This is a genomic window from Frankia sp. ACN1ag, from assembly GCF_001414035.1.
Lineage (GTDB): Bacteria > Actinomycetota > Actinomycetes > Frankiales > Frankiaceae > Frankia > Frankia torreyi.
Window position 1 is genome coordinate 1 of the sequence record NZ_LJPA01000043.1, and the last position, 24,903, is coordinate 24,903.

The window sequence follows — 24,903 nt, forward strand, 5'->3', positions numbered from 1 at the left end:
GCTGCTGCACCGGGCGTTACGGAAACTGATCCACGACACCGCGCTGGTCGAAGGGATCGACCCCGACCGGCTCTCCTTCACCCACACCGTCAAAGTCGTCCGCCGCCAAGTCGTGCGCCGGGCGCTTTTCCCCCCTCCGCCGGACGGCCCGGATCCTGGCCGCGGTGACCGCTGAGATCGCCGAACACGTCCTACCGAAACGGCTCCGCTCCCACCCCCGCGTCGTCCGACGCACCAAACGCACCCCGTTCCCCGCCAAGAAGCCGATCGACAAGCACCTCGCAGGACCGCCGCCCACCGTGGTCACAGTCCTGATCCGAACCTAAAGTTCCTGGTATTGGGCCCCGGCCACCATGGGCGCGGCGGGATCACGAGGAGTTAGCCGAGCCCCGCCCGCCATGACAATCCGTTATGCGCTCAAGGGTTGCAGGTGTCTCAGGTGGCCTCCCGAGCCGGCATGAGCGGCCCTCTCCAGGCACGATGACTCAGCCCGCTGTGCCGAACGCGGATCGGATCGTGCTTCGAATACCTGCGGCGGACGCCCCGCGTAGATCTGTCAGTCGGCAGAACACCAGGCCAGACCCGGCGGCGGGCATCGGTGGTGCGCTTCGGTCCTGGTACCGCGTCGCCGGCGTTCCGTCAGCCAGTTCGATCTCCAGCCGGTCGTCTACAACGCGGGCCGATCGAATCTGCTCCCAGGCCAGGGTGAAGTCCTCGCCGGCGCACCGGTAGCTGATTCCGTCCGGCCCGATCGACAGAAAGTCGGGCTGGCTGAACAGGTACGCGAAGGCGACAGCCCAGCAGCCGAACAGGACCGACCAGAACAGCGCCGCGACCCGCAGCCAGTCGAGGAGGTCGGTGAAGACCTCCGCCGTCCAGGGGGCCACCGCGACACCGAGTGAGACCAGGATGAGCAGGAGGCCGACGGCTCGCCCCGACCGCGACTCGCCATGACGCACCGACGGCACCCGCACCGGTGCCGGTGCCGGTGCCGCCGCCCGGATCAGGTTGGTGGATTCGTCGCCGTGGTCGACCCCGGCGGCGCCGACGTCGACGGGCGAGCGGGCCGCCGCCTGCGCCAGGCTGCCGCGCGCCGTGGACGCGGAGATGCGCCTGCGCGGATCCTTGTCGAGCATCGCGAGGATCGTTCTGGTGAGCTGGTCAGTCCGGGCCAGGGACGGCGGATCCTCCTGGAGCACGGCGGCGACCGTCGCGGCGTCCGTCGCCCGCGCGAAGGGCGACGTCCCCTCGGCGGCGAAGTACAGCGTCGCGCCCAGAGAGAAGACGTCGCTCGCGGGGAGGGCCCGCGCCCCCTGGAACCGCTCCGGTGCCATGTAGGCGAGCGTGCCGATGAGACCGTTGGTGATGATCGTCGGATCGGATTCGAGGACGGCGACACCGAAGTCCACCAGCACGATCCGGTCGTCGTCGCCGATCAGGATGTTCGCGGGCTTCACGTCCCGGTGGACGATGCCCGCGGAGTGCGCGGTGATCAGGGCGTCGAGGACGGCCAGCCCGATCCGGGCGGTCTCCTCCCGACCGAGCGCGCCGCGTTCATAGAGAACCTCAGCCAACGATTGGGAGGGAATCCACTCCATGACGATCCACGGCAGGTCACCATCGCGGACCACGTCGAGGATCGTGACCACGTTCGGATGCTCGCGCAGCTTCGCGACGGCCCTGGCCTCGCGTTCCACCCGCGTAACCAGGTCGGCGGACGCCTGCTCGCTCTCCCCCGCCCGGATTCGCACCTCCTTGACCGCGACGCTCACATCGAGAAGATCGTCGATCGCGCGCCAAACGGTCCCATAGGCGCCGGCGCCGATTCTGTCCAGAAGCCGATAGCGGCCAGCGACGATACGGTCCCCCGGCTTCTCCTCCCCGCTCACGCTCTCACCTCGGAAGACATAGCCATCCCCCCGTCAGCCACGATCGCCGCCATACCACAGACCAGCACGGACCAGCACGGTGAAGGCGTGCACCTCACGAAGGCGCACCAGTAACATCATGGAGTGAAACGCGCACGTTCGTCATCGGTTCAGAGCCTATGTCGTCGTCCGGTTGAGCTGGCGATGGCGCGGACGAGGCGGGCTACGCGGATCTTGTTTGGCGGGACGGGACGGGCCTTTCGCCCCTGGCCGGTTCTGCTGGCGGCGGCTATCGCCGTGCCGGCGGTGAGCTGGTGGAACACGAATGACAGCGGGTCTCGGCCGGGCGCCGGCGCAGCGGTCGTCGCCAAGGCCGAAACCACCGCCGAATTCACTCCCACGCCGAGCGTGGAACCTGCCGAAGCGTCCGCCCCCGCGTCTACGCCACCGACGAACCCGTCGGACTCTCCAAAGGCCGACGCGGCGTCGCCGGCGCCTACCGTGCGGGGGTTCATCCCGCCGCCGGCGACCGGGCTCACCGCCACGGCGGGTGATTCTCAGGCGCGCCTGTGCTGGAACGCCACCCCCGGCGCCACCGGCTACGTCATTACCTACCGTGACATCTCCGCCGGTACACAGTGGGTCCGCCTGCCCTATCCGGCCACCGGAACCTGCACCACGGTGAAACTGCTGGTCAACGGCCACAGCTACCAATTCCGCATCCGAGCCAGCAACGGCAACGGCGAAGCCGACTACTCCAACACCGCCACCACCACCCTGCCCGCAGCCATCCCACCACCCGCCACCGGCCTCACCGCCACCCCGGGCGACGCCCAGGCGCGCCTGTGCTGGAACTCCGCCCCCGGCGCCACCGGCTACGTCGTCTACTACCGCGACACCACCGCCGGTACCGCATGGGTCCGCCTGCCCTACCCCGCCGAAGGCACCTGCACCACCGTCAAACTCCTGGTCAACGGCCACACCGAAGAGTTCCGCATCCGAGCCAGCAACGGCAACGGCGAAGCCGACTACTCCAACACCGCCACCACCACCCTGCCGGCCATCGTCCCAGCGCCCGCCACCGGGCTCACCGCCACTCCAGGTGACGCCCAGGTCCACCTCTGCTGGAATGCCACTCCCGCCGCCACCGGCTACGTCATCTACTACCGCGACGTCACCGCCGCAACGCAGTGGGTCCGCCTGCCCTACCCCGCCGAAGGCACCTGCACCACCGTCAAACTCCTGGTCAACGGCCACACCGAAGAGTTCCGCATCCGAGCCAGCAACGGCAACGGCGAAGCCGACTACTCCAACACCGCCACCGCCGTTCCAGGTTCCTAGCCTCACGGTGTTCCGCGGTACCGCGCCAGCCCGGGAGGGTGCGGCCGGCTATCCGACGCGCACCAGCGCGACGACGGAGTCGGTTGTCGTGCCGGGTTGGCCCTCCGGACCTCTGACCTGACGTGCCACGACGTCAGCCCGTTCGGTCCGCCACTGCGCGGCGGGCAGGTCGAGGTCGGCGAGCACCTCCTCGGGGGTGGGAAGGTACAGCTCGGGGTCGTGTTCTGGACCATGATGGTCGGCCCACGGTGGCAGCTCGAGGTGACCGACGACGAGCAGCGTCCCGCCGGGGGCGACGTGCTCGGCCGCGGACCTCAGCACGGTCTCGCGTGGGAAAGCGACGGGAGAGTGCAGGAACTGCGCCGAGACGAGGTCGAAGCGCCCGTCGGGCAGGGTTCGGGTGAGGTCGTGGCGCTGCCAGTCGACGGCGCCGCCGACCCCGGCGGTCGCGGCCCGGTCGGCCGCTCGGGCCAGCGCGGTCGCCGAGATGTCGGCCGAGGTGACCTGCCAGCCCCGGCCCGCGAGCCAGATGGCGTCGCTGCCGTCACCGCAGCCGAGGTCGAGTGCGGTCCCTGGTTCGAGCCGCGCGGCGACGTCGACCAGGACCGGATTGGGATTGCCGCTCCAGAGCTGCTCGGCTTCGCGGTAGCGGGTCTCCCAGTACTGCTCGGCGTCGTACGCGTGCCGGTGGCCGGGTACCACCGCATCGTCCGTCTCGTTGTGCATGTCGGCTCTCTCCCGTCCGTCGCTCACCTGTGCGCGACAGTCCGCCGAGAACCTGGGTTTGCCAAGGATCTTTGCCGCAGTGGCAATACGAGTGGCTCTACGTGCTGTCCGGCCGGCTGCGCCTGTTGCTCGGCGAGCACGACGTCGAACTCGTGGCCGGCGAGGTCGCCGAGTTCGACACCCATGTCCCGCACGCGTTCGCCAACACCGGCGAGAAGCCCGTCGAGCTGCTCAGCCTGCGCGGAAGCGACACTCGACCACGACAGCAGAACACCTGCCGCCACCTTCCGAGAACCGACCGGCTGCATCCTGAGCCGCAAGCTTGTCGACGGAATGATCGAGATGCGCAGGAACTCCAGGAAGAAACAGCCCAGAATCGCCGGCATGCTTCTTTTCCTCACGCTCCCGATAACATCCTTCGAGGTTTTCGTATTCGACGATGTTAGGTCAGCCGTCACGGCAGGGGCTCCGGAGTTCTTACATGTACTTTGATCTTGAGCGCGGCCGAATCGCCGGCCGAGAGGAGGTGCAGAGACCCCTGGCGACAGAGAGTCGAGGCCGGCGGGACGATGCGGGGTGTGAGCCGACGGATCAACGAGATCGTTTTCGACTGCGCCGACCCGGCGGCCCTGGCGCAGTTCTGGTCCGCGCTGCTGGGCGCGCCGGCGCACGTCCGCGACCCGGACTGGGCCACGGTGGCCGCCGACCCGGTGCTGATCGCGTTCCAGCGGGTACCGGAGGGCAAGCAGTCGCCGAAGAACCGGCTACACCTCGACGTCGAGGCCGTTGACCTGCTCGGCGCCGCCGCGGCGGCGGAGGCCCTCGGCGCCACCCGTCTCGGCGACGTGATCGAGGACGGCACCGGCGGCTTCGTCGTCATGGCCGACCCGGAGGGCAACGAGTTCTGCTTCGTCACCGGCTGACGTCGGCAACGGCCACGCGACCGCACGCCTGCGGCCTCCCCTCCGTCCCCGCGGGCACGGACCGCGGCCGGTCGAGTCGGGCGAGACGTCCGACCTGGGCGTAGCGGAGCCCACTCGGTGCGTGGAGCAAACCCGAGCAGTCCTGACTGTCGCGGCGTATAGCGTCGAACCCGTCGCGACGGCGCGAAACCTCGGGGTGGCTCTCCGCCGGCTCCGGCGCCGCTCGTCGGCGGCGCAGGAGAGGACGCGCGATGTTCCCGCTGGGGATGCTGTCGGGCTTGGCCGTACTCACCGCGGCGGCGGTGGTCGCCGCGGTGTTCTGGTCGGCGGGCTGGTGGGTGGCGGTCGCGGTGTTCGCCGCGTTGCTGGCGCTCGCGGTCCACGACGTCGTCCAGCGCCGGCACGCGATCCTGCGCACCTACCCGGTGGCCGGGCACTTCCGCTTCCTGCTGGAGAGCATCCGTCCCGAGATCCAGCAGTATTTCGTCGAGCGCAACGTCGACGGCCGTCCGTTCGACCGGGAAATCCGCACAACCATCTACGAGCGGGCCAAGGGCATCCACAGCGATCAGGCGTTCGGCACCGAGCGGGACGTCAACGCCGTCGGCTACGAGTTCCTGCCCCACGCGATGGTTCCGCTCCCCGTCGCACCGGACGCGCCGCCCCCGCGGGTGCGCGTCGGCGGGCCGGACTGCACCCAGCCGTACGACATCGCGCTGCTCAACGTCTCCGCGATGAGCTTCGGCTCGCTGTCCGGCAACGCGGTGCTGGCGATGAACCGCGGCGCCGCCGCCGGGGGGTTCGCCCACGACACCGGCGAGGGCGGGCTGACCGACCATCACCTGCGCCATGGCGCCGATCTCGTCTGGGAGATCGGCAGCGGCTACTTCGGCGCGCGCACCCGGGACGGTGACTTCGACCCGGCGATGTTCAAGGACAAGGCGGCGCTGCCGGCCGTGAAGATGGTGGAGCTCAAGCTGAGCCAGGGCGCGAAGCCGGGGCTCGGCGGCATCCTGCCGGCGGCGAAGGTCAGCGCCGAGATCGCCGCGGCCCGCGGCGTGCCCGCCGGGGTCACCTGCGAGAGCCCGCCCGCGCACCGGGTGTTCGCCACCCCGCGGGAGCTGGTGCTGTTCGTCGCGCGGATGCGGGAGCTCGCCGGCGGCAAGCCGACGGGGTTCAAGCTGTGCGTGGGGTCGCGCCGGGAGCTGCTCGCGATCTGCCGGGCCATGCTGGCCGAAGGCGTCACCCCGGACTTCATCGTCGTCGACGGCGCCGAGGGCGGCACCGGTGCCGCGCCGCTGGAATACGAGGACAACGTCGGCACCCCGCTCACCGAGGGACTGATCATGGTGCACAACGCGCTGGTCGGCGTCGGGCTGCGGGACCGGATCCGGATCGGGGTGAGCGGCAAGGTCGCCACCGGCGTGGACATCGTCAAGCGGCTCGCGCAGGGCGCGGACTACACCAACTCGGCCCGCGCGATGATGATGGCGGTCGGCTGCATCCAGGCGCTGCGCTGCCACACCAACACCTGCCCGACCGGGGTGGCCACCCAGGATCCGCGGCGCGCCCGCGCCCTCGACGTGGCGGACAAGGGCGAGCGGGTTCGCCGCTACCAGCAGGCCACGGTCGCCACCGCCGTGCAGCTCATGGCCTCGCTGGGCTGCGCGCACCCGGACGAGCTGCACCCCGGGATGCTGATGCGCCGGCTCACCCACACCGACACCCGCAGCTACGCCGAGCTCTTCACCTGGCTGGCACCCGGCGAGCTGCTCGCCGAGCCGCCGGCGGGCTGGGCCGCCGACTGGGCCGCGGCCGACCCCGACCACTTCCGGGCCTAGCAGTGGGCATCGAGCAACCAACGGGACAGGGAAACGATGACCGGACGAACGATCGTGATCACCGGGGCCAGCGACGGGATCGGCGCGGCGGCAGCCAGGCGCCTGTCGCGGGCGGGTGAATCGGTGGTCGTTGTGGGTCGTTCGCCCCAGAAGACGGCCGCGGTCGCCGCCGAACTGGGCGCCGACCACTTCGTGGCCGACTTCGCGGATCTGGCGCAGGTCCGCGCCCTCGCCGCCGAGCTGCTGGCGCGTTACCCGACGATCGACGTGCTGGCCAACAACGCCGGCGGCATCATGGCCCGCGAGCGCCAGCTCACCGTGGACGGCCATGAGCTGACCTTCCAGGTGAACCACCTGGCCCCCTTCCTGCTCACCACGCTGTTGCTGGACCGCCTCGTCGAGTCCCAGGCCCGCGTGCTGAACACGTCGAGCATCGGAAACAAGCTCCTGGGCAAGGTCGACATCGACGATCTCGACGCCGAGCGCACGTTCCGGGCCAGCAAGGCCTACGGCGACGCCAAGCTGGAGAACATCCTGTTCACCCGGGAACTGCACCGCCGCTACCACGAGCGGGGGATCTCGACGGCGGCCTTCCACCCGGGCGCCGTCGCCTCAAGCTTCTCCAGCGGGTCCGGCTCGCCGGTCATGCGCGTGTTCTACGGGTCTGCGCTGAAGCACGTGTTCCTGATCAGTCCGGACAAGGGCGCCGATCAACTGGTGTGGTTGGCGACGTCCAAGCCCGGTTCGGACTGGCAGTCGGGGCAGTACTACGTCAAGCGGAAGATCGGGTCGGCGAACAAGCAGGCCGACGACGCGGACCTGGCCCGCCAGCTGTGGGAGCGCAGCGAAGCCATGATCACCGAAGCCGCCTGATCGGACCGGTCCACCCCCACGGCAGAGTCGACCGGCATCGACCGACGACTCTCCTGCCTTCCGGAAGCCTCGGCGTCCGATCCGTCCCGCTGGGCAAGGTGGCGCCGTCCGCGGAAGGTCGGCGGAGTTTCGCCGTCGGGCCGGGGTGGTGTAGGCAGGGACCCCGACGTCGCCAGCGGGCTCGTGGACCCGGCCCGGGAGCTGGGAGCAGGGGGCCGAGAGGAGGCCGGATGGACGGCTTGCGGGTCGACAGCCCGGCCGGCCGCTGGGTGCTCGCGGCCACGGTGCTCGGCTCGGCGATCGCCTCGATCGACGCGACCGTGGTGGGTATCGCGCTGCCGGCGATCGGCCGTGACTTCGACGCCGGCCTGGCGTCGTTGCAGTGGGTGGTGACCGGATACACGCTGACCCTGGCCGGGTTGCTGCTGGTTGCCGGGGACCTCGGGGACCGCTACGGACGACGCCGGGTCTTCGCAATCGGCGTGGTGTGGTTCGTCGTCGCGTCGATGGGCGCCGCCGTGGCGCCGAATGCCCCGGTGCTCATCGGTTCCCGGGCGTTGCAGGGGGTGGGGGCGGCCCTGCTGACGCCGGGCAGCCTGGCGATCCTGGAGGCGAGCTTCGCGCCGCAGGACCGCAGCCGGGCGATCGGCACCTGGTCGGGGCTCAGCGGAGTGGCGACCGCGGTCGGTCCGTTCCTGGGCGGCTGGCTCGTCGAGGTCTGGTCGTGGCGGCTGATCTTCCTGATCAACCTGCCGGTGGCCGCCGTGGTCATCGTGCTGACCTGGCGGCACGTGCCCGAATCCCGCGACCCGCAGGTCGGTGGTCGGGTCGACGTGGGGGGCGGGGCGCTGGTCACCCTCGGCCTGGTCGGGTTGACCTACGGGCTCATCGAGGGTCCGGGGGCGGGCTGGGGCAAGCCGGCCGTACTCGTCGCTCTGGTCGGCGGCGCGCTGCTGCTGGCCGCCTTCGTCGGCCGGGAACGCCGGACATCGGCGCCGATGCTGCCGCTGGAGCTGTTCGCCGCCCGCCAGTTCGCCGCCACGAACCTGGTGACCTTCGCCGTGTACGCGGCGCTCGGCGGCGCCCTGTTCCTGCTGCCGATCCAGCTTCAGCAGGTCTGCGGCTACAGCGCGCTGCAGTCCGGCGTCGCGCTGCTGCCCGTGACGGTCATCATGCTGCTGCTGTCCGCCCGGTCCGGGGCGCTCGCCACCCGGATCGGTCCGCGGCTGCAGATGAGCGCCGGGCCGGTGCTCGTCGGGATGGGGCTGGCGCTGCTGAGCCGGGTCGAGGCGGCCGGCAGCTACCTGACCGAGGTCCTGCCCGCCGTGGCCGTGTTCGGCCTGGGCCTGGCCGTGACGGTGGCGCCGCTGACGGCGACCGCACTGGCGGCCGTGCCCGCGCGGCACGCCGGCATCGCCTCCGCGGTGAACAACGACGTGGCCCGCGCGGCCGGCCTGATCGCCGTCGCGGTCCTGCCGGCCGCCAGCGGCATCACCGGCGCGTCCTACCTGCGCCCGGCGGAGTTCTCCCACGGCTTCCACACCGCGGTGCTCCTCGCCGCGGGGCTGTGCGCGCTCGGCGGCATGATCGCCGCGCTGACCATCCGCAACCCGCCCCGACCAGCCGCAGCGGACGCGGCGACCCGGCCCACCGCACTGCCGGAACCGATCACCCCGGCTGCCCCGGTGCCGCGATGGAGCCACTGCTGCCTGGACGCGCCACCACTGCCAGACCCGCACCCGGGCGGGCCACGCTGACCCGTCGGGTCCCGACCTTCCGGACGCCGCAGGCCGCCTACCGAAAACTGTCGCTGGGGGTGGCTACGGTTCCGGGTGTGGGACGCACCGTCGGCGGACGGCCTGCACCGCCGTCATCAACCCGGTCATCGAAAAAGGTTCAACTCATTCCCCCATCACTCCGTTCCTGTGGTTCAACGACCAGGGCGAGCAGGCCACGGAATTTTACACGTCGATCTTCCCGCGCTCGCGCATCACCGACATCGCCCCGTTTCGGGCCGGGTAGCCCACGCCCGTGCACAGCTTTTCCTTCAGCGGTTCTATGGGTTCTTCGTCGCCGGTGCCCTCGACCTCAGTTTGTCGCCCGGCACACCGGGGAGACATCCGCGACGCGGTAGGCTCGCCGTTCCATGTCGGTGAGGTCGCGGGCTGCCAGTGCGCATGCGACGCGGGGCCAGTCGTGCTCGTCGGTGTTCCACGCCACGAGGAACCCGGACATCGCCGCAGACAGACGACCGCCGTCGGGACGGAACGAAAGTGATGTGACGACCTCACCAGCGCCCGGGTCGCGGGAAAACCGCAGTCCCGCGCCGAGCGGCCGGCTCTCGTCGAGGTTCCAAAGGATGACCGTGTGATCCTCGCTGCCAGAGGCGAGGCGTTGGCCGTCGCCCCGGAAGGCGAGACTCAGCACCTGATCGGTGTGCGCGAGCAGGCGGATCCTGACCGTGTGGCGTTGGATGTCCCACAGCAACACCGCGCTGTCGTCGCTACCCGAGGCGAGCGTGTCCCCGGCCGGGCTGAACGCCAGCGCAGAAACCCGTAGGTCGTGGCCGCCCGTCAGGCGCCCGAGTGACCGGCCTGAACCGATATCCCACAGGCCGATCGTGTGGTCCTCATAGCCGAGCGCGAGCCGGTCGCCCCTTGCTGTCACGGCCATCGAGGCCACTTGGCCGCCGGCAGGGAATGTTCGTCGCAGCCGGCCGGTTTCGAGGTCGAACACGGCCACCGTCGTCGGCGTCGTTATCACGATGTCGCGGGAGGCCACTGCGCCGCCGGTCACGGGACCGCGGAACACCCCCCCGCGCGCGACCGGCCTGCCATCTGGCAAGTGCCAGACCGTGAAGGCGGCGTCGGCACCCACGGCAACCAGGCGAGCGTCGTCTGTAGAGAAGGAGAGAGACACGATCCGGCCTGGCGGGTCGGGCAGCAGCAGCCGGGCGACCGCGTCGGCCCCGGTTCGCAGCACGACGTTGCCGCCGGCGTCTCCGGTCGCCAGCCACCGGCCGGAGGGGCTGTAGGCGGTGGCGGTAACCGCGGCCCGGTGTCCCGCCGGGGCGTCCGCGATCGCTGGCTGGCCGCGGATGTCCCAGACAACCGCGGTGCCGTCCGAGGCAAGGCCCGCGACGGTCCGCCGGTCCGGGGCGGCTGCGAGCGCCTGGACCGGGCCGCGGAAGCCGTCGACGGCGGTCGGGCCGAGTCCCGGCTCGCTCGGATCCCAGACGTCGACGAGGCCCTCGCTGGTCGCTCCCAACACGGCGTCGCGATGATCTGCCTCACCGGCTGACCGCGGTGGAACCATCGCGTAGGTCAGGGCGCTGAGGCCGCCGCTGCGGGACCACAGCGGTGCCGGGCGTTGGGCCCACGCTTCGACGTCCCAGAGCTGGATCGCGTCATCACCGATCGATGCTGCAATCGTGGCGCCGTCGGGGGCGATGCTCAGCGCTCGGATCGACTGGTCACCGAGGGACACCGGCGGCGCGTACAGATGGCCCTTCCAGTCCCAGAACGTGAGCCGGCCCTTGTCATCTCCGGCGACGACGAACCGCCCGAGAGGATCGGCGGCGAGCACGCAGACCCGGCCACCGCCGACGTCAACGGCGGGCGCGAGCGGCGCGCCGTCGACCGCCGACTGCAGATGCAGGATTCCGTCCCGACCACCGAGTGCGAGCATGCCGCCGTCGCGCGCAACCGCCGCAGATGTCAGATGCAATCCGCCGCCGGACCTGGCAAGGACGCGACCGGTTCGTCGGTCCCATCGGATGAACTCGCCGCTCTGGTCAACGGAGACCACCTCGGTGCCGTCCCCCCGGAAACCGAGCGTACTGATCACGGTGCTGTGGCCGGTGAGGCGGGGGCGGAGCTCCCGGCCCGAGGCGGTATCCCACAGCAGCACCGTGCCATCGGATGCTCCGGTAGCGAGCACGGTTCCGTCGGGCGAGTAGGCGAGTGCTCCGTCGACACCGACGTCAGACCGCAGGTAGCGCACGGGACCGGGGGCGTGGGCGACCCCGTCCAACAGGCTGGCCTCCACCGCAGGGTTCTCGGCCCGGCGCCGAGCCTCCAAACTCAACAGCAGGCTGAGATCCAGGTTCCGCCCACGAGTCTCGTTCGCAGACGCGGCGAGTTCCAACGCCCGCGCCGTGCGCTCGGCAGCCGCCGTACGGCGATACTGGACGTAGGCATAGGTTGCCATGGCGACGACGACGGTCAACAGCACCAGTGCGCCCGACAGGATGCGGTTGCGGCGCCGGAGGTTTTCGGCTCGACGGGCCTCGTCGGCCGCGTGGGCGTCGCGGCTGGCAACGCTCGCGTCGACATAGGCCCGTTCCGTCGCGGTGATCTCTGCCGGGTCCTCGGCCCACGTAAGGACGTCGTTAAGTCGCTTGCCCGTCAACAGCTCGGAGGCGTCCCAACCGCTGGCGACCCATTGAGTGGCCGCCGCGGCCAGGCGTTGGCGCTGACGACGCAGGTCGCGGTCGGCCGACAGCCAACCACGCAGCGTCGCCCAGCTACTGATCAGAACCTCGTGTGCAAGCTCGATGGTCTCGTCCTGGCGAGCTTGGTCATATCCGGTTGTCAGCAGGTTCTCGGCCAGTAGTGCATGGACGACGAGGCGTACCTCGTCGACGCTGTCGTGCCCGGTCACGAGGTCGTCAAGTACCCCTCGGCGGCGAGTGTCCTCCGCCGCGTCGTTCGCCCAGGTGAGTGCGGTCAACACCCGGCGAGCAATCGCGCGCCGCGGCAGGGGGAGGCGTTCCAGTGCCTGGTCGGCGTGCTGGCTCAACGCGCCGCGTACGCCTTTGATTTCAATGTATCCAGTGATGTCCAGCGGACCGGCGGGACGCCGGCGCCAGAGCTCGGCGAGCGCGTGCTCCATCAGGGGCAGCGGCGTGGCGAGGCCCCGTATGTCATCGAGGATTGCGGCGACAAGGTTGGGATCGAGACCGAGACCGACCCGGCGCGCAGGTTCAACAATCGCCGCACGAACGTCGTCGTCCGCCATCGGTCCGACGATCACCGATCGCTCAGCGATCCGACGGGCAAGGTCCGCGTGCTCCCAGGCGCGGTGCACGAAGTCCACCCGCATGACCAACAGCACCCACACCCTTCCGTCGGGCGCATCGGCGGCGCGGAGCAGTAGATCGGCGAACTGGCGGCGCTCATCCGCGTTCGGCGATCGGAAGACCTCCTCAAACTGGTCGACGACCCACACCATCCCAGCGTCGGGTGCCTCCGCAAGGGCCAATGCTCGGCTGTGTGGGATCAGAGCCTCGGGATTGCCTGCCAGGGCCTTCCGGATATCCATGGCGCTCCCGTTCGACCGCGCCGCGATCGTGGCCGCCAGTTCAGTCAGAGGATCCAGGCCCGGTCGGAGCACCTCGGCACGCCAGGCCCGGACATCGGAAACAATGGACGCTGCCAGCGCCGGCAGGACCCCGGCCTCGACGAGCGAGGACTTTCCGCTGCCGGATGCACCCAGCACGGCGGTGAACCTGTTCACCCGCATCTCTTCGAGGACTCGGCTGACCTCGAAGTCACGGCCAAAGAAATCGCCGGCATGACTCCGTTCAAAGGTACGCAGACCCCGGTACGGACAGCGGACTGGCTCCGGGACGTGGCGGCTTCTGCCCCGAATTGCGTTCAGAAGGTCGTCGAACCCGCTCGCCACGCCCCCGCGCATATCGACCCAGAGATGATTCCCGAGGAGTAATGGAAGTCTTTCCGGGCCGGCACCCTCCGGATACCCCTCAAGCAGGACCGCGAAGAATCTGAAGGTCGGATCGGATGAGGCTCGGTTGTGGGCGTAGGCGACCTCGTTCCGCACCCAGTAGCGAGGGCTCTCGTCGCTACTGACAAACACTGCGAGCGTGCGGGATGCGGTGAGTCCATCGATGATGTTGACCTGCCAGGGGTCACCGGGGGCGTTCTGAGCCTCGTCCATCCAGACTCGTATTCCGGCGACCATCAACCTATCTCTGATGTCCCGGACGATCCGCTGGTTGGCATGGCTATAGGAGAAGAATACGTCATAGATCGGCGCATTTTCCTCGAGCGAGGGAGCCGTGGACGGAACCATCCGGGCCGATCACCCCGCCCGGATGTTGATTTTGCGTGAGCGCTCGGTGATGCTGTTCTGGTTGCCGTTGTCGTTGACGCTGAAATATACCGTGCAGGTCCCGGCAGCGGCCAACGTTATCCTTCCTTTCAGGCCGTTCGCATCGCCGGTCGCGTGAGCTGCGTCGTTGAAGCTCCCCCCTCCGCCGTAGTAGGGAGCTTCCCCGTTGTAGTAGACTGAGGTGTAGTCCGCGCCGTTCGGCGCGCGCAGCGCGCATGGGCCCTCGACGCGCAGACTCCAGAGGCTTGAGCCGGTCTCCCGCCGCAGGGTAACGGGTATCGGGGCCTCGGACAGCGCCGCGGAGGTGGGCATGTCCCAGCTGTAGTCGGAGATCATGTTGTCGATCTCGAAAGTCATCCGCACGGGTGTAGCCGCGAGATAGTGGCTGTCGCCCTGCTGGCTCGCCTCGACAGTGCACGATCCCGGGCTTTTAACGATCACCGACGACCCCTCGATCGCTGTGCACGATACCCGTACCGCGCCCACATCCACCAGCCGGTAGTGGACCTGTAGCCCCGAGGACGCGGTCGCGTGCATCGGCACCCGCGCCCCTTCCCGCCACGCCTGCTTCGCTACCTGCGGAAACGTGATGCGCTGCGCGACCGGTACGCTTCCGCCTGATCCGGTCCCACCTTGCCCGGTCCCACCCGATCCGGTTCTGGACGGATCTAAACCGGGACGAGCTCCCCCGGGCGTGAGCGGCCCCAGCGCCGTGGGGAAAATCGACGGTGTGGAGGATCCCGGTTCCCCGGGCGGGGCGACCGTCGAGTCCGAGCCGTTCTTGCCCTGAACCGAGGAGCCGCCGTTTCCGCATGCTCCACAGAGCGCAAGCAAGAGGGCTAGTAGTCCGTAGGCGAAAACCGCCGGGTGCACCGCAGACCATCGCCGCTCCGGCCGTCCACGGTCAACGACACCCGCTTCTCCTGGATGCCGTTTCAGGTCAAGGTGGTATCGAGCCGAGTATGGCGTTCCACGTTCCGGATTTATCTGGGCTATAATCTTTCCGCGAGCCGTTCGCAGGCCACCGCTCCTAAGGGGCCGCGGTGTGCGCCGACCCACGGAAAGGCGATTCATCGTCCGCTTCTCCAATCTTTTAGGATGCTCTCGGATTTCTACCGGCGGCTATACCGAACCAGGTTTAGGTGCCGCGGTATTCTCTAGAGCGAGAACTGTCGTGACCGCCATCCCAGATACTCCGATCTTGTGACTGCCCAGGCGATGCGCGTCGTTTTGAGGGCGCCAGATTTTGGCTACAGATCTTTAATTCACCGGGTCGGACTGGAGCGGATCCCGCTCGGTCCCGGTTCCACGAAAAACCTTGATCGTCGGCTGGGTTCGGGCCGAGGGCGGGGTTGCGAGCCGACCGGCAGCCGTCCGCAGGCCGGTCCGACACCGTCCCGATCTACCCAAGGAATACTTCGTCGCCACCGGATCGACCGCAGAGCCATCATCATGATCCATCAACCGGCATCACACTTTAAAGGCCAGTAGTCCTCGTCCAGGGCAAGAACCATGAAGAGGAGGACGTGTGCATCGAGGCGCGCGATGGGCGGGCGGGGTCCAAAGGTTCACTTCGGTGCTCACCGAGGCTGCCCGACCGTTGCCGGGAAAGCCATCAGAAAAAGCAATGTGTGCTGCATTTTTTGCAGACCCGCCAGTTGCTCTGTGTGCTCATCGTCAAATTCCCCCGCATGCTTTAACGCAGATGACTGATGCGTACGTGCCGGAAGTATCGCGTGTTCCGGACAGATGTGCAAGGGGTCTCGATGCCGAGGCAGGGGCACCGTCCGCTTGGAAGCAACGCCACCTAGCCCGGATCTTTCACGCCTCGGTCGAGGGTAATTGGGGCCTTCGAAGTTAACCGGGGTGGGCCGTGGGGCCTTCGTCCGATGGGTGACCGTGCGTGATGTTGGCTTGCTGTGTCCTTGTATGCCCGGCGTGGGATGCCGGCAGGCCGTGGCATGAAAAGGCCCACACCCCGGGCGATCTTGGTTGTTCTCACGCAATCAAGTGACCACGAGGTTAAGGGCTTGAACGATCACACGGGTGCCGCGACGTTGCTTGCGGACCTTGAGGGTCTGGCGGTGCGGCGGGTCGAGATGCTCGGGATCGACGATACCCGCCGGAGCCAAGGCGCGGTGGCGACCCACGGAACCCTGTACCTGAGACGGTGACGCCTCCCGAACCCGCGGGGAGCGAACCCGCCGCGCCCGCGCCCGCGCCACCCGAGCCGGCGAAGGCCCGCATGCCCGCCAACCGGTGGCATATCGGGTTCACCGACCTCGCCGCCGGGCAGGGAATGTGCGGCCAGGTCGAGGGCCGCACCGGCGACGACGTCGCCTACTGGCTGGCCAGCCAACCGCCGGCCTGGCGTGACCGGGTCCGCTATGTGGCGATCGACATGTGCACCGTGTTCGCCTCCGCGGTCCGCCGCTACCTGCCCAACGCCACCTTGATCGTCGACCGTTTCCGCCTCGTGAAGCTCGCAGGCGACGCCCTCGCCGAGGTCCGCCGCCGCGTCACCACCGTGCTACGGGGCCGGCGTGGACGCGACAGCGACCCCGACCCGAGCTCGCACGTCTCGCCACCACAACCAGCACCTGGTGGCCCTGCATCAAGGCGCTCTGCTCACCCGGATCACCAACGCCGCCAGCGAAGGCCACAACCGGGTCGTCCAGCTCGACGCCTGCAACGCCCACGGCTACTGCAACCCCGAAAACCAGCGGCTACGAACACGCTGCGCAACCACCCGCCGAGCCCGCGGATACCTCAACCCCGCCCAACTTCGACGAGGCTGTAATTGTGGGCTGTCGCCCCACCCTTGTTGATGTTGAGTTTTTTCACTCGGTCCTGGTGTGCCCGTGGCTGGGTGGCCAGCTGTCGCGCGGGGTGGGCGCCCGGTCCACGTCCCAGGTGCCGGGCGCAGTAGCACCGTCACCGGTTCCCCGGTGCCAGCTTGGCCGTGGTCGATGAATGCCTACAGGTGATGGAACCCGAATCCCCGCTTGAGCATCGGCGCCGCATCCTCTTTCTCGGAATGGGCGGTGACCAACGTCGCGTCCAGATCCACGACCAGCGGGCCCTCGGCCGATACCCGGTGGTCGGGGGCGTGCCGGCCAGCCGGTCGACCGTCCATGACACCGTCGGGTCCGAGGCCACCAGCCCGAACACCACCGGCTCCGCGCGCAGCAACGCAACGTCCGGCGGGGCAGACCCCACCCAGTGCCAGCGACACTGCCAGATCGCACAGCACCCTTCGCCGGGTCATGCCTGGCCAGCGGCGACCGCCACCGTCCCAGCCCCTCGGACAGCTCGGATCATGTCCGGACCCCTGGCCCGCGCGCCTGGCCGGACGGCGCTCGGCGCCCATGGACGCGGCCGCCTATGATCAGTTCGGTGCCCAGAATCCTCGTCCTCGGCGCGTCTGGCTCCGGTAAGTCGACGTTCGCTCGGCGCGTGGCCGCCACGCTCGGCATCCCGCACATCGAGCTCGACGCCCTGCGTCACGGTCCCGGCTGGACCGTGCGGCCGACCTTCGCCGCCGACGTGGAGACGGCGACGGCGGCGCCCGACTGGGTCGTCGACGGGAACTACTCGGCGGTCCGGGAGCTCGTGTGGGCGCGGGCGGACACGATCGTCTGGCTGGATCTGCCGCGGTGGCTCGTGGAGTGGCAGGTCATCCGGCGCACGGCCGGCCGGCTGGTGCTGCGCACGCCGCTGTGGAACGGCAACCGGGAGCGCTGGCGCTCGCTGCACCGGGCCAGCCATCCCCTCCGCTGGTCCTGGCGCAAGCATGGCGAGTACCGCACCAGCTACGGCAGCCGCTTCGCGGCCGGTGATCCGGCCGGCCGGCGGCTCGTCCGGCTGCGCAGCCGCCGCGAGGCGAAGGCGTGGTCTCCCCTCCGATCCGCGTGAGGCGGCCGGCGGCGGAGCCGGGCCGCCGGCCGCCGGTCCCGCTGCCGTCGTCCGGCGCCGCGGCGTCAGGCGAGCGGCACCACCAGTTCGGAGGGGCTGCCGGCGGGCGAGCTGATCGTGGCGGTCCCGTCCGCGCGGTTCATGTCGTAGAACAGCGCGTCCCGGGTGTCGACGACCAGGGAGAGCCGGTGGCCGAACGCCAGGTCGTGCGCGACCGGGTCGAAGGTGAGCCGCACGGGCAGCGCGACGTTCGGGGTGGCCTCCTGATAGCTGTCGACCGCCTTGGCGATCAGCGTCGAGCGGCCCTGGGCGTCGGTGTCGTACAGGTAGCCGACCAGGGTTCCGGCGTCCGAATTGGGGGTGACGGTCAGGCGCAGTTCCGGCGCGCCGCGGACCTGCTGCGACGCGAAGGTCGGCGCCGCCTGCCACACCGCCCCGTGCTTGCGGTCGACCGTGCCGAGGTCCAGCCCGTCAGGCCGATGGGTGATCCCCTCCAGGAACTTGGTCACCAGGATCGTGCCGGCGTTCGCCGTGGTGTCCGCGTCCGCACTGAACGTCGTCGACCAGTCCCCGGTCGGGGCGGAAGCCGAGAGCTGTCCCGTGCCGAGCACGGCGGGGCCGAGCCGCAGGGTCGTGTGATCGCCGGTGATGCCGGCCACGGTCTGGTAGGTCTCGACGGCACCGCCGTCGGTGAGCAGCCGGACCGGTGCGGGAGCCGGTCCCCGCGCGGCGGCCGACGTGGGGATCAGGAAACGGTCGAACCAGGCCCAGGCCGCCGTCCAGGTCTCGTTGGGAATACCGAACAGGCCGCCAATCTCGTTCGTGGCGTGATCACCGGGACTCAGCCGGATCGTCTTGGGTCCGGTCAGCCGGTCGAAAAAGGCCAACTGGGAGGCCGGCGGGAAATAACCGTCGCTGTAGGAGGTCGACATGAAAACTGCCGGCCGGCGGGCGTTGAACCGGTCGAGGTAGGCCGTGGCGCCACGCGTCCTCGCCCAGGACAACACCCGGGGCATGTTGCGGAAAGCCCGGTAGTCGTCGACGATCCCGCGGAACTCCGCACTGCTGCGACCGGATTTCTCCTGCAGCGACGTCATCAGGTCGAGTGCCGCCTTGTGTCGGGTGTTCGCGTCGTAGAGGGACATCCCGAAGTCCACCCAGCCGCTCAGCGAGGCGACCGCCCGGATGCGGGTGTCGGCGGCCGCGGCCAGCAGGGCGATGCCGCCGCCGTAGGACAGGCCGGCGACGCCGATCCGGTTCCCGACGACGGCGACGTGCTTGCTCGCCCACGTGATCACGTCCGAGACGTCCGAGACGTCCAGCGGACCGGCGACGTCCACGGTGCCGCCGGAGCCGTAGAAGCCGCGGGTCGTGTAGGCGACGGCGGCATAACCGCGTTGCACCAGCAGATCGACCTGGGTCTGCATGCTGGTGTCCTGGAATCCCCAGGCCGCGGGGATCACGACGAGGGGATGCGCGCCGCCTCCGGACGGCACCCCGGTGATCGCGGTCAGGGTCGTGCCGTCCGTGGTCCGGATCGTGACCTGATTCGTCGGCGCGGTACTCGTCGGCGCCACGGGCGCCGCGGTGGGGATCAGCGATCCGCCCGGCGGCCGGGCAGTCTGGGCGGCGGCCGCCGAGGGCGGGAGCGCGGGGGACGGTGCCGCCGGGGCGCCGGGCCCCACCTCCGCCGCCACGGGAACCAGACCCGTGGACGACGGCTCATGCCCGCGATCGAGGGCGATGGCCACGGCGCAGAAAAGGAGGCCCAACACCAGCGCCGTCGACAACAGCGCGACGGACGGGCGGAATTGCCGGGGAGGCGGTCGGTGGTCGGCGCGCCCGTGCCACGAAGGCATTCTCAAGGTCTCCCATCGGTCATCCCCACCCCTGACGGGCCTTGGTCTATCCGCTTACGTCCGATATGCGCAAGTATTGGCGATGGTGCGGATGGCGCCTTCAGGCCAGTGCGATCCCGCGACGTGGGGATTCCGCCCGGACATCAATCCGCGCGGCTGCGGGCAGACCCGCGCGCCGCACCCGGCGGACCGCGGTGGCGACGCCATGACCGCCGGGCGCTCCGGGCACGGCGGACCGATCGCGAGGCGCACCGCACCGTGCACCCCCGACCGCCCGCATCCCCGACCGGCCGAACCGGTCGAACCGGCCGGCGGGCCTGACCGGCCTGACCGGGCTGACCGGGCTGACCGGGCTGACCGGGCTGACCGGGCGGTGATCTTACGAATCGGGCGTCACAGTCCGCTATTTGCCATGATGCGAGGCGAGCCGTACGGACCTGGACGGGAGCCGAACCTGTGAAGCGCACCATCTTCGAGCCCGAGCACGAGGAGTTCCGCGAGCTGGTCCAGACCTTCATCACGAAGGAGTGCCTGCCGCACATCGACGAGTGGGAGCGCAACGGCATCGTCGACCGTGCGGCGTGGACCAAGGCGGGCGAGATGGGCCTGCTGGGCCTGCGGGTGCCCGAGGAGTTCGGCGGCGCCGGGATGACCGACCCGCGCTACGACGCGGTGATCACCGAGGAGCTCGCGCTCGCCGGCGTCAGCGGCCTCGCGTTGCAGCTGCACAACGAGCTGCTCGCCCCGTACATGCTCGACCTGACCAACGACGAGCAGAAGGCCCGCTGGCTGCCGGGCTACGCCTCCGGAGAGATCATCACCGCGGTCGCGATGAGCGAGCCCGGCGCGGGCAGCGACCTGCGCGGCATGCGCACGACGGCGATCCGTGACGGCGACCACTTCGTCCTCAACGGCGCCAAGACCTTCATCAGCAACGGTCTGATCTCGGATCTGGTCGTCGTCGCGGTCAAGACGCAGCCGCAGGAGCAGCCGACCAAGCTCAGCCTCATCGCGGTCGAGCGCGGCACGCCGGGCTTCGAGCGTGGCCGCAAGCTCGACAAGGTCGGCGCCCACTCACAGGACACCTCCGAGCTGTTCTTCGCCGACGCCCGCGTGCCGGCCGCGAACCTGATCGGCGAGGAGTTCCGGGGGATGAACTACCTCATGCGCAACCTCGCCTCCGAGCGGCTGTCCATCGCGATCAGCAGCGTCGCGAGCGCCCGGCGGGCCCAGCAGCTCACCGCCGAGTACGTGCGCAGCCGCAAGGCGTTCGGCACCACGATCGGCAGCTTCCAGAACACCCGGTTCGTCCTCGCCGCGCTGCACGCCCGCACCCAGGCCGTGCAGAGCTTCGTGGACACCTGCCTGCGCGGCAAGGTCGACGGCGACCTGACCATCGAGGAGGCCGCCGCCGCGAAGCTGCTCGCCACCGAGCTGGAGTTCGACGCGGTCGACGCCGGGGTCCAGCTCCACGGCGGCTACGGCTGGATGGAGGAGTACCCGATCGCTCGGATGTACCGCGACGTGCGGATCAGCCGGATCCTCGGCGGCAGCAGCGAGATCATGAAGGAGGTCATCGGCCGCTCGCTCGCGCTGGAGGGGCCCGCCTGAGCGCCCGACGCCTCGCATGCGGCTGACGACCCGGCCGGGCCGGACCATCGCCGTGCACGATCTCGGTGGCGACGGCCCGGCCATCCTGCTCTGCCACGCCACCGGGTTCTGCGGGCGCGCCTACGAGCCGCTGACCCGCCTGCTCCGCGCATCACGGCGGGTCTGGGCGGTCGACCTGCGTGGGCACGGTGAATCCCCGGCCCCGGACGACGGCGACTTCGCCTGGGCGAGCATGGTCGACGACGTGCTGAGCGCGGCGCGGGCGGTGGCCGCGGCCGCGGCGGACGCCGACGGCTCCCCCGGCGCCGTGCACCTGGCCGGTCATTCCATGGGCGGCGCGATCGGCCTGCAGACCGAGGCGGACCATCCCGGGACGTTCGCCTCGGCCTACGTCTACGAACCGGTCATCTTCCCGCCGCAGCTGCGTCCGCCCAGGTCGAACCCGATGGCCGACGCCGCCCGGAAGCGGCGGGAGGTGTTTCCCTCCCGGGCGGCGGCGCTGGCCCGGTACGCGGCGAGGCCGCCGCTGCGCGAGCTCAACGCCGGCGCGCTCGCCGCCTACGTCGAGCACGGTTTCGAGGATCTTCCCGACGGCACGGTGCGGCTGCGCTGCCGGGCCGAGTCCGAGGCCCGCACGTTCGAGGCCAGCGGCCGCATCACCTGGGGAACGGTGGCGAAGGCGGCGGTGCCCACCGTCGTCGCCACCGGCGAGGTGTCCGATTCGGAGCTGGTCCCCGCGGCGCCCGGGCTGGCCGCGGCGCTCCCGGCCGCCCGGCACGTCTCCTACGGCCATCTCGGCCACTTCGGCCCGCTACAGGACGCCGTCACCGTCGGTCGGGACATCCTGGCGCACACCACGGGACACTGACCCCGTCGGTTCTCTCCCGTGCGCCGTGACCGCCGTTCGGCCGACCTCGTCGACCGTCGTGATGGGACCCCGGCTGACCTGCGTGTCCAGCCTCACTGGATTCGTACCTGTCCGTCGGACGAGAAGCAGTGCCGGATCCGGGTGAGCATGACCGGGTGGATCCGCAGTTCCGCGGTCTCGGGAAGCGTGCAGAACCGCACTGCGGACGCCTCGGCGCTGATCGAGGCCGCGCCGCCCTCAACGGTCGCCTCAAAACAGACGGTGCACTGCTGATGGACCTCCCCGTTGTCGAAGGCCGTGACATGAGCGGGATCCGTGTAGATGCCGACGATCCCGGTGACCCGCACGGCCAGTCCGACTTCCTCCTTCACCTCCCGGACAGCCGCTTCGGCGATGCGTTCGCCGAAATCCATGAACCCACCGGGGAGCGACCAGTAACCGTCGTCGGAGCGGCGGATCAGCAACAGACGGCCGGCCGCGTCCCAGATGGCCACGTTCACCACCGGCGTAAGGCTGTTCGGCGCGGGGGCGTTCGGGTCGTTGAAGTAGTCGATCTTCATCTGACATGTCTCCGAGTTGACGAGCGCGGCGGACCAACATACGGCAGCGCGACATCATTGACAAGATCTTGCCGGGCCACCGGCCGTGGCAATAAAGTGGGCCCACATCGGACACCGCATCGGGGGACGCGCGTGGGCAAGATCTTCATCGGCTTTCACGAGGCAGACGGTGGTCCATTCACGAAGCGCGTTATCCAGGCCTTAACAAAGGCGGGATACGCCGACTTCTACAGCTACACCTCTCCCGGCCACGGCCCCCGGCCAGGGCAGCCCTGGCGGGCGGACATCCGACGGAACCTCCTGCAAAGCGAAGCGTTCGTCGCCATCACCACACCCGGCGCCGACAACGAATGGTGCATCAGCGAGGTCGCGCTGTTCCGGGAGCGGAAGCCGGCGGCGCCGTTCATAGAGATCGTGGTGGCGCCGGGCGCGCCGCGGGCGCAGACCCAGGATTTGCAGGCCATCGTCGTCCGGCCGGACGACGATGACTCGGTCGCGACGGCGATGACAGCACTGGTGGATTTCCTGCGCGACAGCGGCGTCCGGACCGGTGCCATCCCGCGTTCCCCCTTTCCCGGCCTGAAGGCCTTCGACGAACTCGACGGACCGTTCTTCTTCGGCCGGGAGCGCGATGTCACCGCCCTGCTGAAGGAGATGAGTGGCCGCGGAAACGGGGCCATGGCGGTCATCGGACCCTCGGGCGTCGGCAAGTCCTCACTGGTGCGCGCCGGGCTGCTCCCGCGACTACGGTCCACACCCACCCGACACCGCGCCACCGGCTGGAACAAATGGCTGATCATCGGCCCGGTCTCGCCGAGCGCCGGAGCGGTCGCAGGAATTGCGCAGGCGCTGGCAGCAGCCCGGATCGAGGGTGGTCTCGACCCGGAGGATGCCGACGCCATCGAGAGTCGGCTACGAGCAGAACCGGCCTCGTTGGTGACGATGGTAAGCGAGCTCCTCGCGGGTGTGGATCACGAGGTCCGCGACAGCGGCGGGACGGCGAAGGCAGTCATCGTTCTCGATCAGGCCGAGGAACTTGTCGCCGCGAGACCGGATCCGGACGGCGTCTCGACCGGTCGACCGGACCGGACCGGCCTCGAGGCCCATCGCCACGCCGACGCGCAGGCCGGCTCCGACGGCCAGACCGCCGAAGCCCGGCGGGAGGCGCAGGTGCTGACCGACGCGTTGGTGGCGGCTTCCAACGAGAATGCCTGGCTCGTCTACACGATTCGGGCCGATTATCTCGACCTCGTCCTGAGAAGCTTCTCCCTGCGTAATCTGATCCAGCAACTGCACGTGGTCAAGCCGCTCGACGCGCGGGGACTCCTGCAGGTCGTCAACGATCCGGTGGCGATGCTGGGCTGGTCGTTCGACACGGACGCGCTGGCCACCATCGTCGAGGATGCAGGCAGGGGATCGCTGCCGCTGCTCGCGTTCGCCCTCCAACGGCTGTGGGAGCACGTCGATCACGATGGGCTTCGGGAGCCCCGGGCGATCAGCCTCCATGACTATCTGCAGGCCGGGCGGGTTCAGGACGTCCTGGAGAGCCAGGCGAACGACGCCTTCGAGACAGCGCTGCGGACGTACGGGAACGCGGGGGTCAGGGCCGGGCTGCCCGCGGATCGTCCGGCGGCCGAGCGGCGAGTGCTGAACCTGCTCGGCCGGTTGGCGTCGGTCGGCCGAGATCTCGCCTACATCCGCAGGCCGGTGCCCATCGCCGAGTTCAGCGCGGACGATCTTCCGCTGCTCGAGCCCTTCGTCCGCAATCGTGTCCTCACCACGACACGCTCGTTGCTGGGACCGGCAAGGTCGGCCCTGTCGACCGAGCAGGATGACATCACGCTGAAGGTGCTGGGTGCCGGGGACGCGGCGGACAACGCGCTGGAGGTCGCGCACGAGAGCCTGTTCACCGCCTGGCAGCGGCTGCGCGATCATCTGGACCAGCTGCGTGATTCGCTGCGCAGCCGCGGTGAGCTCGAGGAGACCACCGCCGCGTGGGTGCGGTCTGGTCGGCGCGGCGATGATCTGATCGTGCCGTCCCGGCTGTACCAGCTCGCCAACGAGCTGCTCAGCGCCAGCGACGTGGTCATCACGGACGCGGCCGGGTGGGGCTGGCGTCGGCTGGTGCACGCCCTTGCGGCTCTCGACGTGTCCGCCGACGCCGTGGAGCTCGTCGGGATGTCGCTGCAGCGGATGCTGGACCAACTTGTGCAGGAGGCGATGCTCCTGGCCCGGCAGAGCCCCGAGGATGCCCTGCGGCTGTTGACAGGAAGAGCCTGGAGCACCGACCCGTCGGCCTTCTCGATGATCCTCTCGGCACCGGATCTGACCGCGTGGNGTGACCTGATGCAGACCGCCGAGGCGAGCTCGCGGACGCTGTGCCAGT

Annotated in this window: 17 protein-coding genes and 3 pseudogenes; 13 read left to right on the top strand and 7 right to left on the bottom strand. The window is 69.7% G+C overall.

The window, feature by feature from the left end:
- Positions 1 to 175 (top strand): annotated as a pseudogene (locus UK82_RS33245) (IS4 family transposase); the annotation flags it as partial.
- 310 nt (positions 176 to 485) lie between these two features.
- Here UK82_RS33245 and UK82_RS26875 read toward each other — a convergent pair.
- On the bottom strand, positions 486 to 1,889 hold the full coding sequence (locus tag UK82_RS26875; RefSeq protein ID WP_055410078.1) for a serine/threonine-protein kinase: 1,404 nt from the start codon (positions 1,887 to 1,889) through the stop codon (positions 486 to 488).
- Positions 1,890 to 2,369: 480 nt separating this feature from the next.
- Here UK82_RS26875 and UK82_RS26880 point away from each other — a divergent pair, with 480 nt between their 5' ends.
- A complete protein-coding gene (locus UK82_RS26880) occupies positions 2,370 to 3,209 on the top strand; it encodes a fibronectin type III domain-containing protein (RefSeq protein ID WP_055410080.1) in 840 nt (279 codons plus the stop codon).
- Between the two features lie 48 nt (positions 3,210 to 3,257).
- On the opposite strand, the gene UK82_RS26885 is transcribed toward UK82_RS26880, so the two are convergent.
- Complete coding sequence (locus UK82_RS26885; RefSeq protein ID WP_055410121.1) at positions 3,258 to 3,935, bottom strand: bifunctional 2-polyprenyl-6-hydroxyphenol methylase/3-demethylubiquinol 3-O-methyltransferase UbiG; 678 nt, start codon at positions 3,933 to 3,935, stop codon at positions 3,258 to 3,260.
- 86 nt (positions 3,936 to 4,021) lie between these two features.
- On the opposite strand from UK82_RS26885, the pseudogene UK82_RS43435 reads away from it, so the two are divergent.
- The 6 genes and pseudogenes from UK82_RS43435 to UK82_RS40430 form a co-directional block, all read left to right on the top strand.
- Positions 4,022 to 4,180, top strand: a pseudogene (locus UK82_RS43435) (cupin domain-containing protein); the annotation flags it as partial.
- Positions 4,181 to 4,504: 324 nt separating this feature from the next.
- Entirely contained in the window at positions 4,505 to 4,858 is a 354-nt protein-coding gene (locus UK82_RS26895) for a VOC family protein (RefSeq protein ID WP_055410084.1), read from the top strand.
- Positions 4,859 to 5,109: 251 nt separating this feature from the next.
- Positions 5,110 to 6,699, top strand: coding sequence for an FMN-binding glutamate synthase family protein (locus UK82_RS26900; RefSeq protein WP_055410087.1), 1,590 nt, complete (start codon positions 5,110 to 5,112; stop codon positions 6,697 to 6,699).
- Positions 6,700 to 6,735: 36 nt separating this feature from the next.
- Positions 6,736 to 7,572, top strand: a complete 837-nt coding sequence (locus UK82_RS26905; RefSeq protein ID WP_044888536.1) for an SDR family NAD(P)-dependent oxidoreductase — start codon at positions 6,736 to 6,738, stop codon at positions 7,570 to 7,572.
- 230 nt (positions 7,573 to 7,802) lie between these two features.
- Positions 7,803 to 9,329 (top strand): MFS transporter, encoded by a 1,527-nt coding sequence (locus UK82_RS26910; protein ID WP_044888537.1) that lies wholly within the window; start codon positions 7,803 to 7,805, stop codon positions 9,327 to 9,329.
- 166 nt (positions 9,330 to 9,495) lie between these two features.
- Positions 9,496 to 9,594 (top strand): VOC family protein, encoded by a 99-nt coding sequence (locus tag UK82_RS40430; RefSeq protein ID WP_236706493.1) that lies wholly within the window; start codon positions 9,496 to 9,498, stop codon positions 9,592 to 9,594.
- Positions 9,595 to 9,660: 66 nt separating this feature from the next.
- Here the strand turns inward: UK82_RS40430 and UK82_RS26915 are convergent, their stop codons facing one another.
- Both UK82_RS26915 and UK82_RS26920 read right to left on the bottom strand, forming a co-directional pair.
- Positions 9,661 to 13,665 carry a TIR domain-containing protein gene (locus UK82_RS26915; RefSeq protein ID WP_083507389.1) on the bottom strand — a complete coding sequence of 1,335 codons (4,005 nt, stop codon included), beginning with the start codon at positions 13,663 to 13,665 and terminating at the stop codon, positions 9,661 to 9,663.
- 9 nt (positions 13,666 to 13,674) lie between these two features.
- On the bottom strand, positions 13,675 to 14,247 hold the full coding sequence (locus UK82_RS26920) for a hypothetical protein (protein ID WP_044888539.1): 573 nt from the start codon (positions 14,245 to 14,247) through the stop codon (positions 13,675 to 13,677).
- A gap of 1,702 nt (positions 14,248 to 15,949) precedes the next feature.
- On the opposite strand from UK82_RS26920, the gene UK82_RS32040 reads away from it, so the two are divergent.
- Positions 15,950 to 16,504 carry a transposase gene (locus tag UK82_RS32040; protein WP_152990030.1) on the top strand — a complete coding sequence of 185 codons (555 nt, stop codon included), beginning with the start codon at positions 15,950 to 15,952 and terminating at the stop codon, positions 16,502 to 16,504.
- A gap of 117 nt (positions 16,505 to 16,621) precedes the next feature.
- Here the strand turns inward: UK82_RS32040 and UK82_RS32045 are convergent.
- Positions 16,622 to 17,015, bottom strand: a pseudogene (locus tag UK82_RS32045) (transposase); the annotation flags it as partial.
- 85 nt (positions 17,016 to 17,100) lie between these two features.
- On the opposite strand from UK82_RS32045, the gene UK82_RS26930 reads away from it, so the two are divergent.
- On the top strand, positions 17,101 to 17,619 hold the full coding sequence (locus tag UK82_RS26930; RefSeq protein WP_236706489.1) for an AAA family ATPase: 519 nt from the start codon (positions 17,101 to 17,103) through the stop codon (positions 17,617 to 17,619).
- 65 nt (positions 17,620 to 17,684) lie between these two features.
- On the opposite strand, the gene UK82_RS26935 is transcribed toward UK82_RS26930, so the two are convergent.
- A complete protein-coding gene (locus UK82_RS26935; protein ID WP_236706490.1) occupies positions 17,685 to 19,394 on the bottom strand; it encodes a CocE/NonD family hydrolase in 1,710 nt (569 codons plus the stop codon).
- Between the two features lie 540 nt (positions 19,395 to 19,934).
- Between UK82_RS26935 and UK82_RS26940 the strand changes: the two genes are divergently transcribed.
- Positions 19,935 to 21,089 carry an acyl-CoA dehydrogenase family protein gene (locus UK82_RS26940; RefSeq protein ID WP_055410093.1) on the top strand — a complete coding sequence of 385 codons (1,155 nt, stop codon included), beginning with the start codon at positions 19,935 to 19,937 and terminating at the stop codon, positions 21,087 to 21,089.
- A 16-nt stretch (positions 21,090 to 21,105) separates the two neighbouring features.
- Positions 21,106 to 21,957 (top strand): alpha/beta fold hydrolase, encoded by an 852-nt coding sequence (locus UK82_RS26945; RefSeq protein ID WP_055410094.1) that lies wholly within the window; start codon positions 21,106 to 21,108, stop codon positions 21,955 to 21,957.
- A 92-nt stretch (positions 21,958 to 22,049) separates the two neighbouring features.
- Here UK82_RS26945 and UK82_RS33810 read toward each other — a convergent pair whose 3' ends face one another.
- Positions 22,050 to 22,517, bottom strand: coding sequence for an NUDIX hydrolase (locus UK82_RS33810; protein WP_044887920.1), 468 nt, complete (start codon positions 22,515 to 22,517; stop codon positions 22,050 to 22,052).
- A 132-nt stretch (positions 22,518 to 22,649) separates the two neighbouring features.
- Here UK82_RS33810 and UK82_RS40435 point away from each other — a divergent pair.
- On the top strand, positions 22,650 to 24,854 hold a 2,205-nt coding region (locus UK82_RS40435; protein WP_236706491.1), incomplete at its 3' end, for a TIR and AAA domain-containing protein.
- Between the last annotated feature and the right edge of the window lie 49 nt (positions 24,855 to 24,903).

What these genes read in the sequence shown, in the direction of transcription:
- UK82_RS26885 (WP_055410121.1), bottom strand. Translation starts at nt 3,935, where the DNA reads ATGCACAACGAGACGGACGATGCGGTGGTACCCGGCCACCGGCACGCG.
- UK82_RS26900 (WP_055410087.1), top strand. Translation starts at nt 5,110, where the DNA reads ATGTTCCCGCTGGGGATGCTGTCGGGCTTGGCCGTACTCACCGCGGCG.
- UK82_RS26945 (WP_055410094.1), top strand. Translation starts at nt 21,106, where the DNA reads ATGCGGCTGACGACCCGGCCGGGCCGGACCATCGCCGTGCACGATCTC.
- UK82_RS32040 (WP_152990030.1), top strand. Translation starts at nt 15,950, where the DNA reads ATGCCCGCCAACCGGTGGCATATCGGGTTCACCGACCTCGCCGCCGGG.
- UK82_RS26895 (WP_055410084.1), top strand. Translation starts at nt 4,505, where the DNA reads ATGCGGGGTGTGAGCCGACGGATCAACGAGATCGTTTTCGACTGCGCC.
- UK82_RS33810 (WP_044887920.1), bottom strand. Translation starts at nt 22,517, where the DNA reads ATGAAGATCGACTACTTCAACGACCCGAACGCCCCCGCGCCGAACAGC.
- UK82_RS26905 (WP_044888536.1), top strand. Translation starts at nt 6,736, where the DNA reads ATGACCGGACGAACGATCGTGATCACCGGGGCCAGCGACGGGATCGGC.
- UK82_RS26915 (WP_083507389.1), bottom strand. Translation starts at nt 13,665, where the DNA reads ATGGTTCCGTCCACGGCTCCCTCGCTCGAGGAAAATGCGCCGATCTAT.
- UK82_RS26910 (WP_044888537.1), top strand. Translation starts at nt 7,803, where the DNA reads ATGGACGGCTTGCGGGTCGACAGCCCGGCCGGCCGCTGGGTGCTCGCG.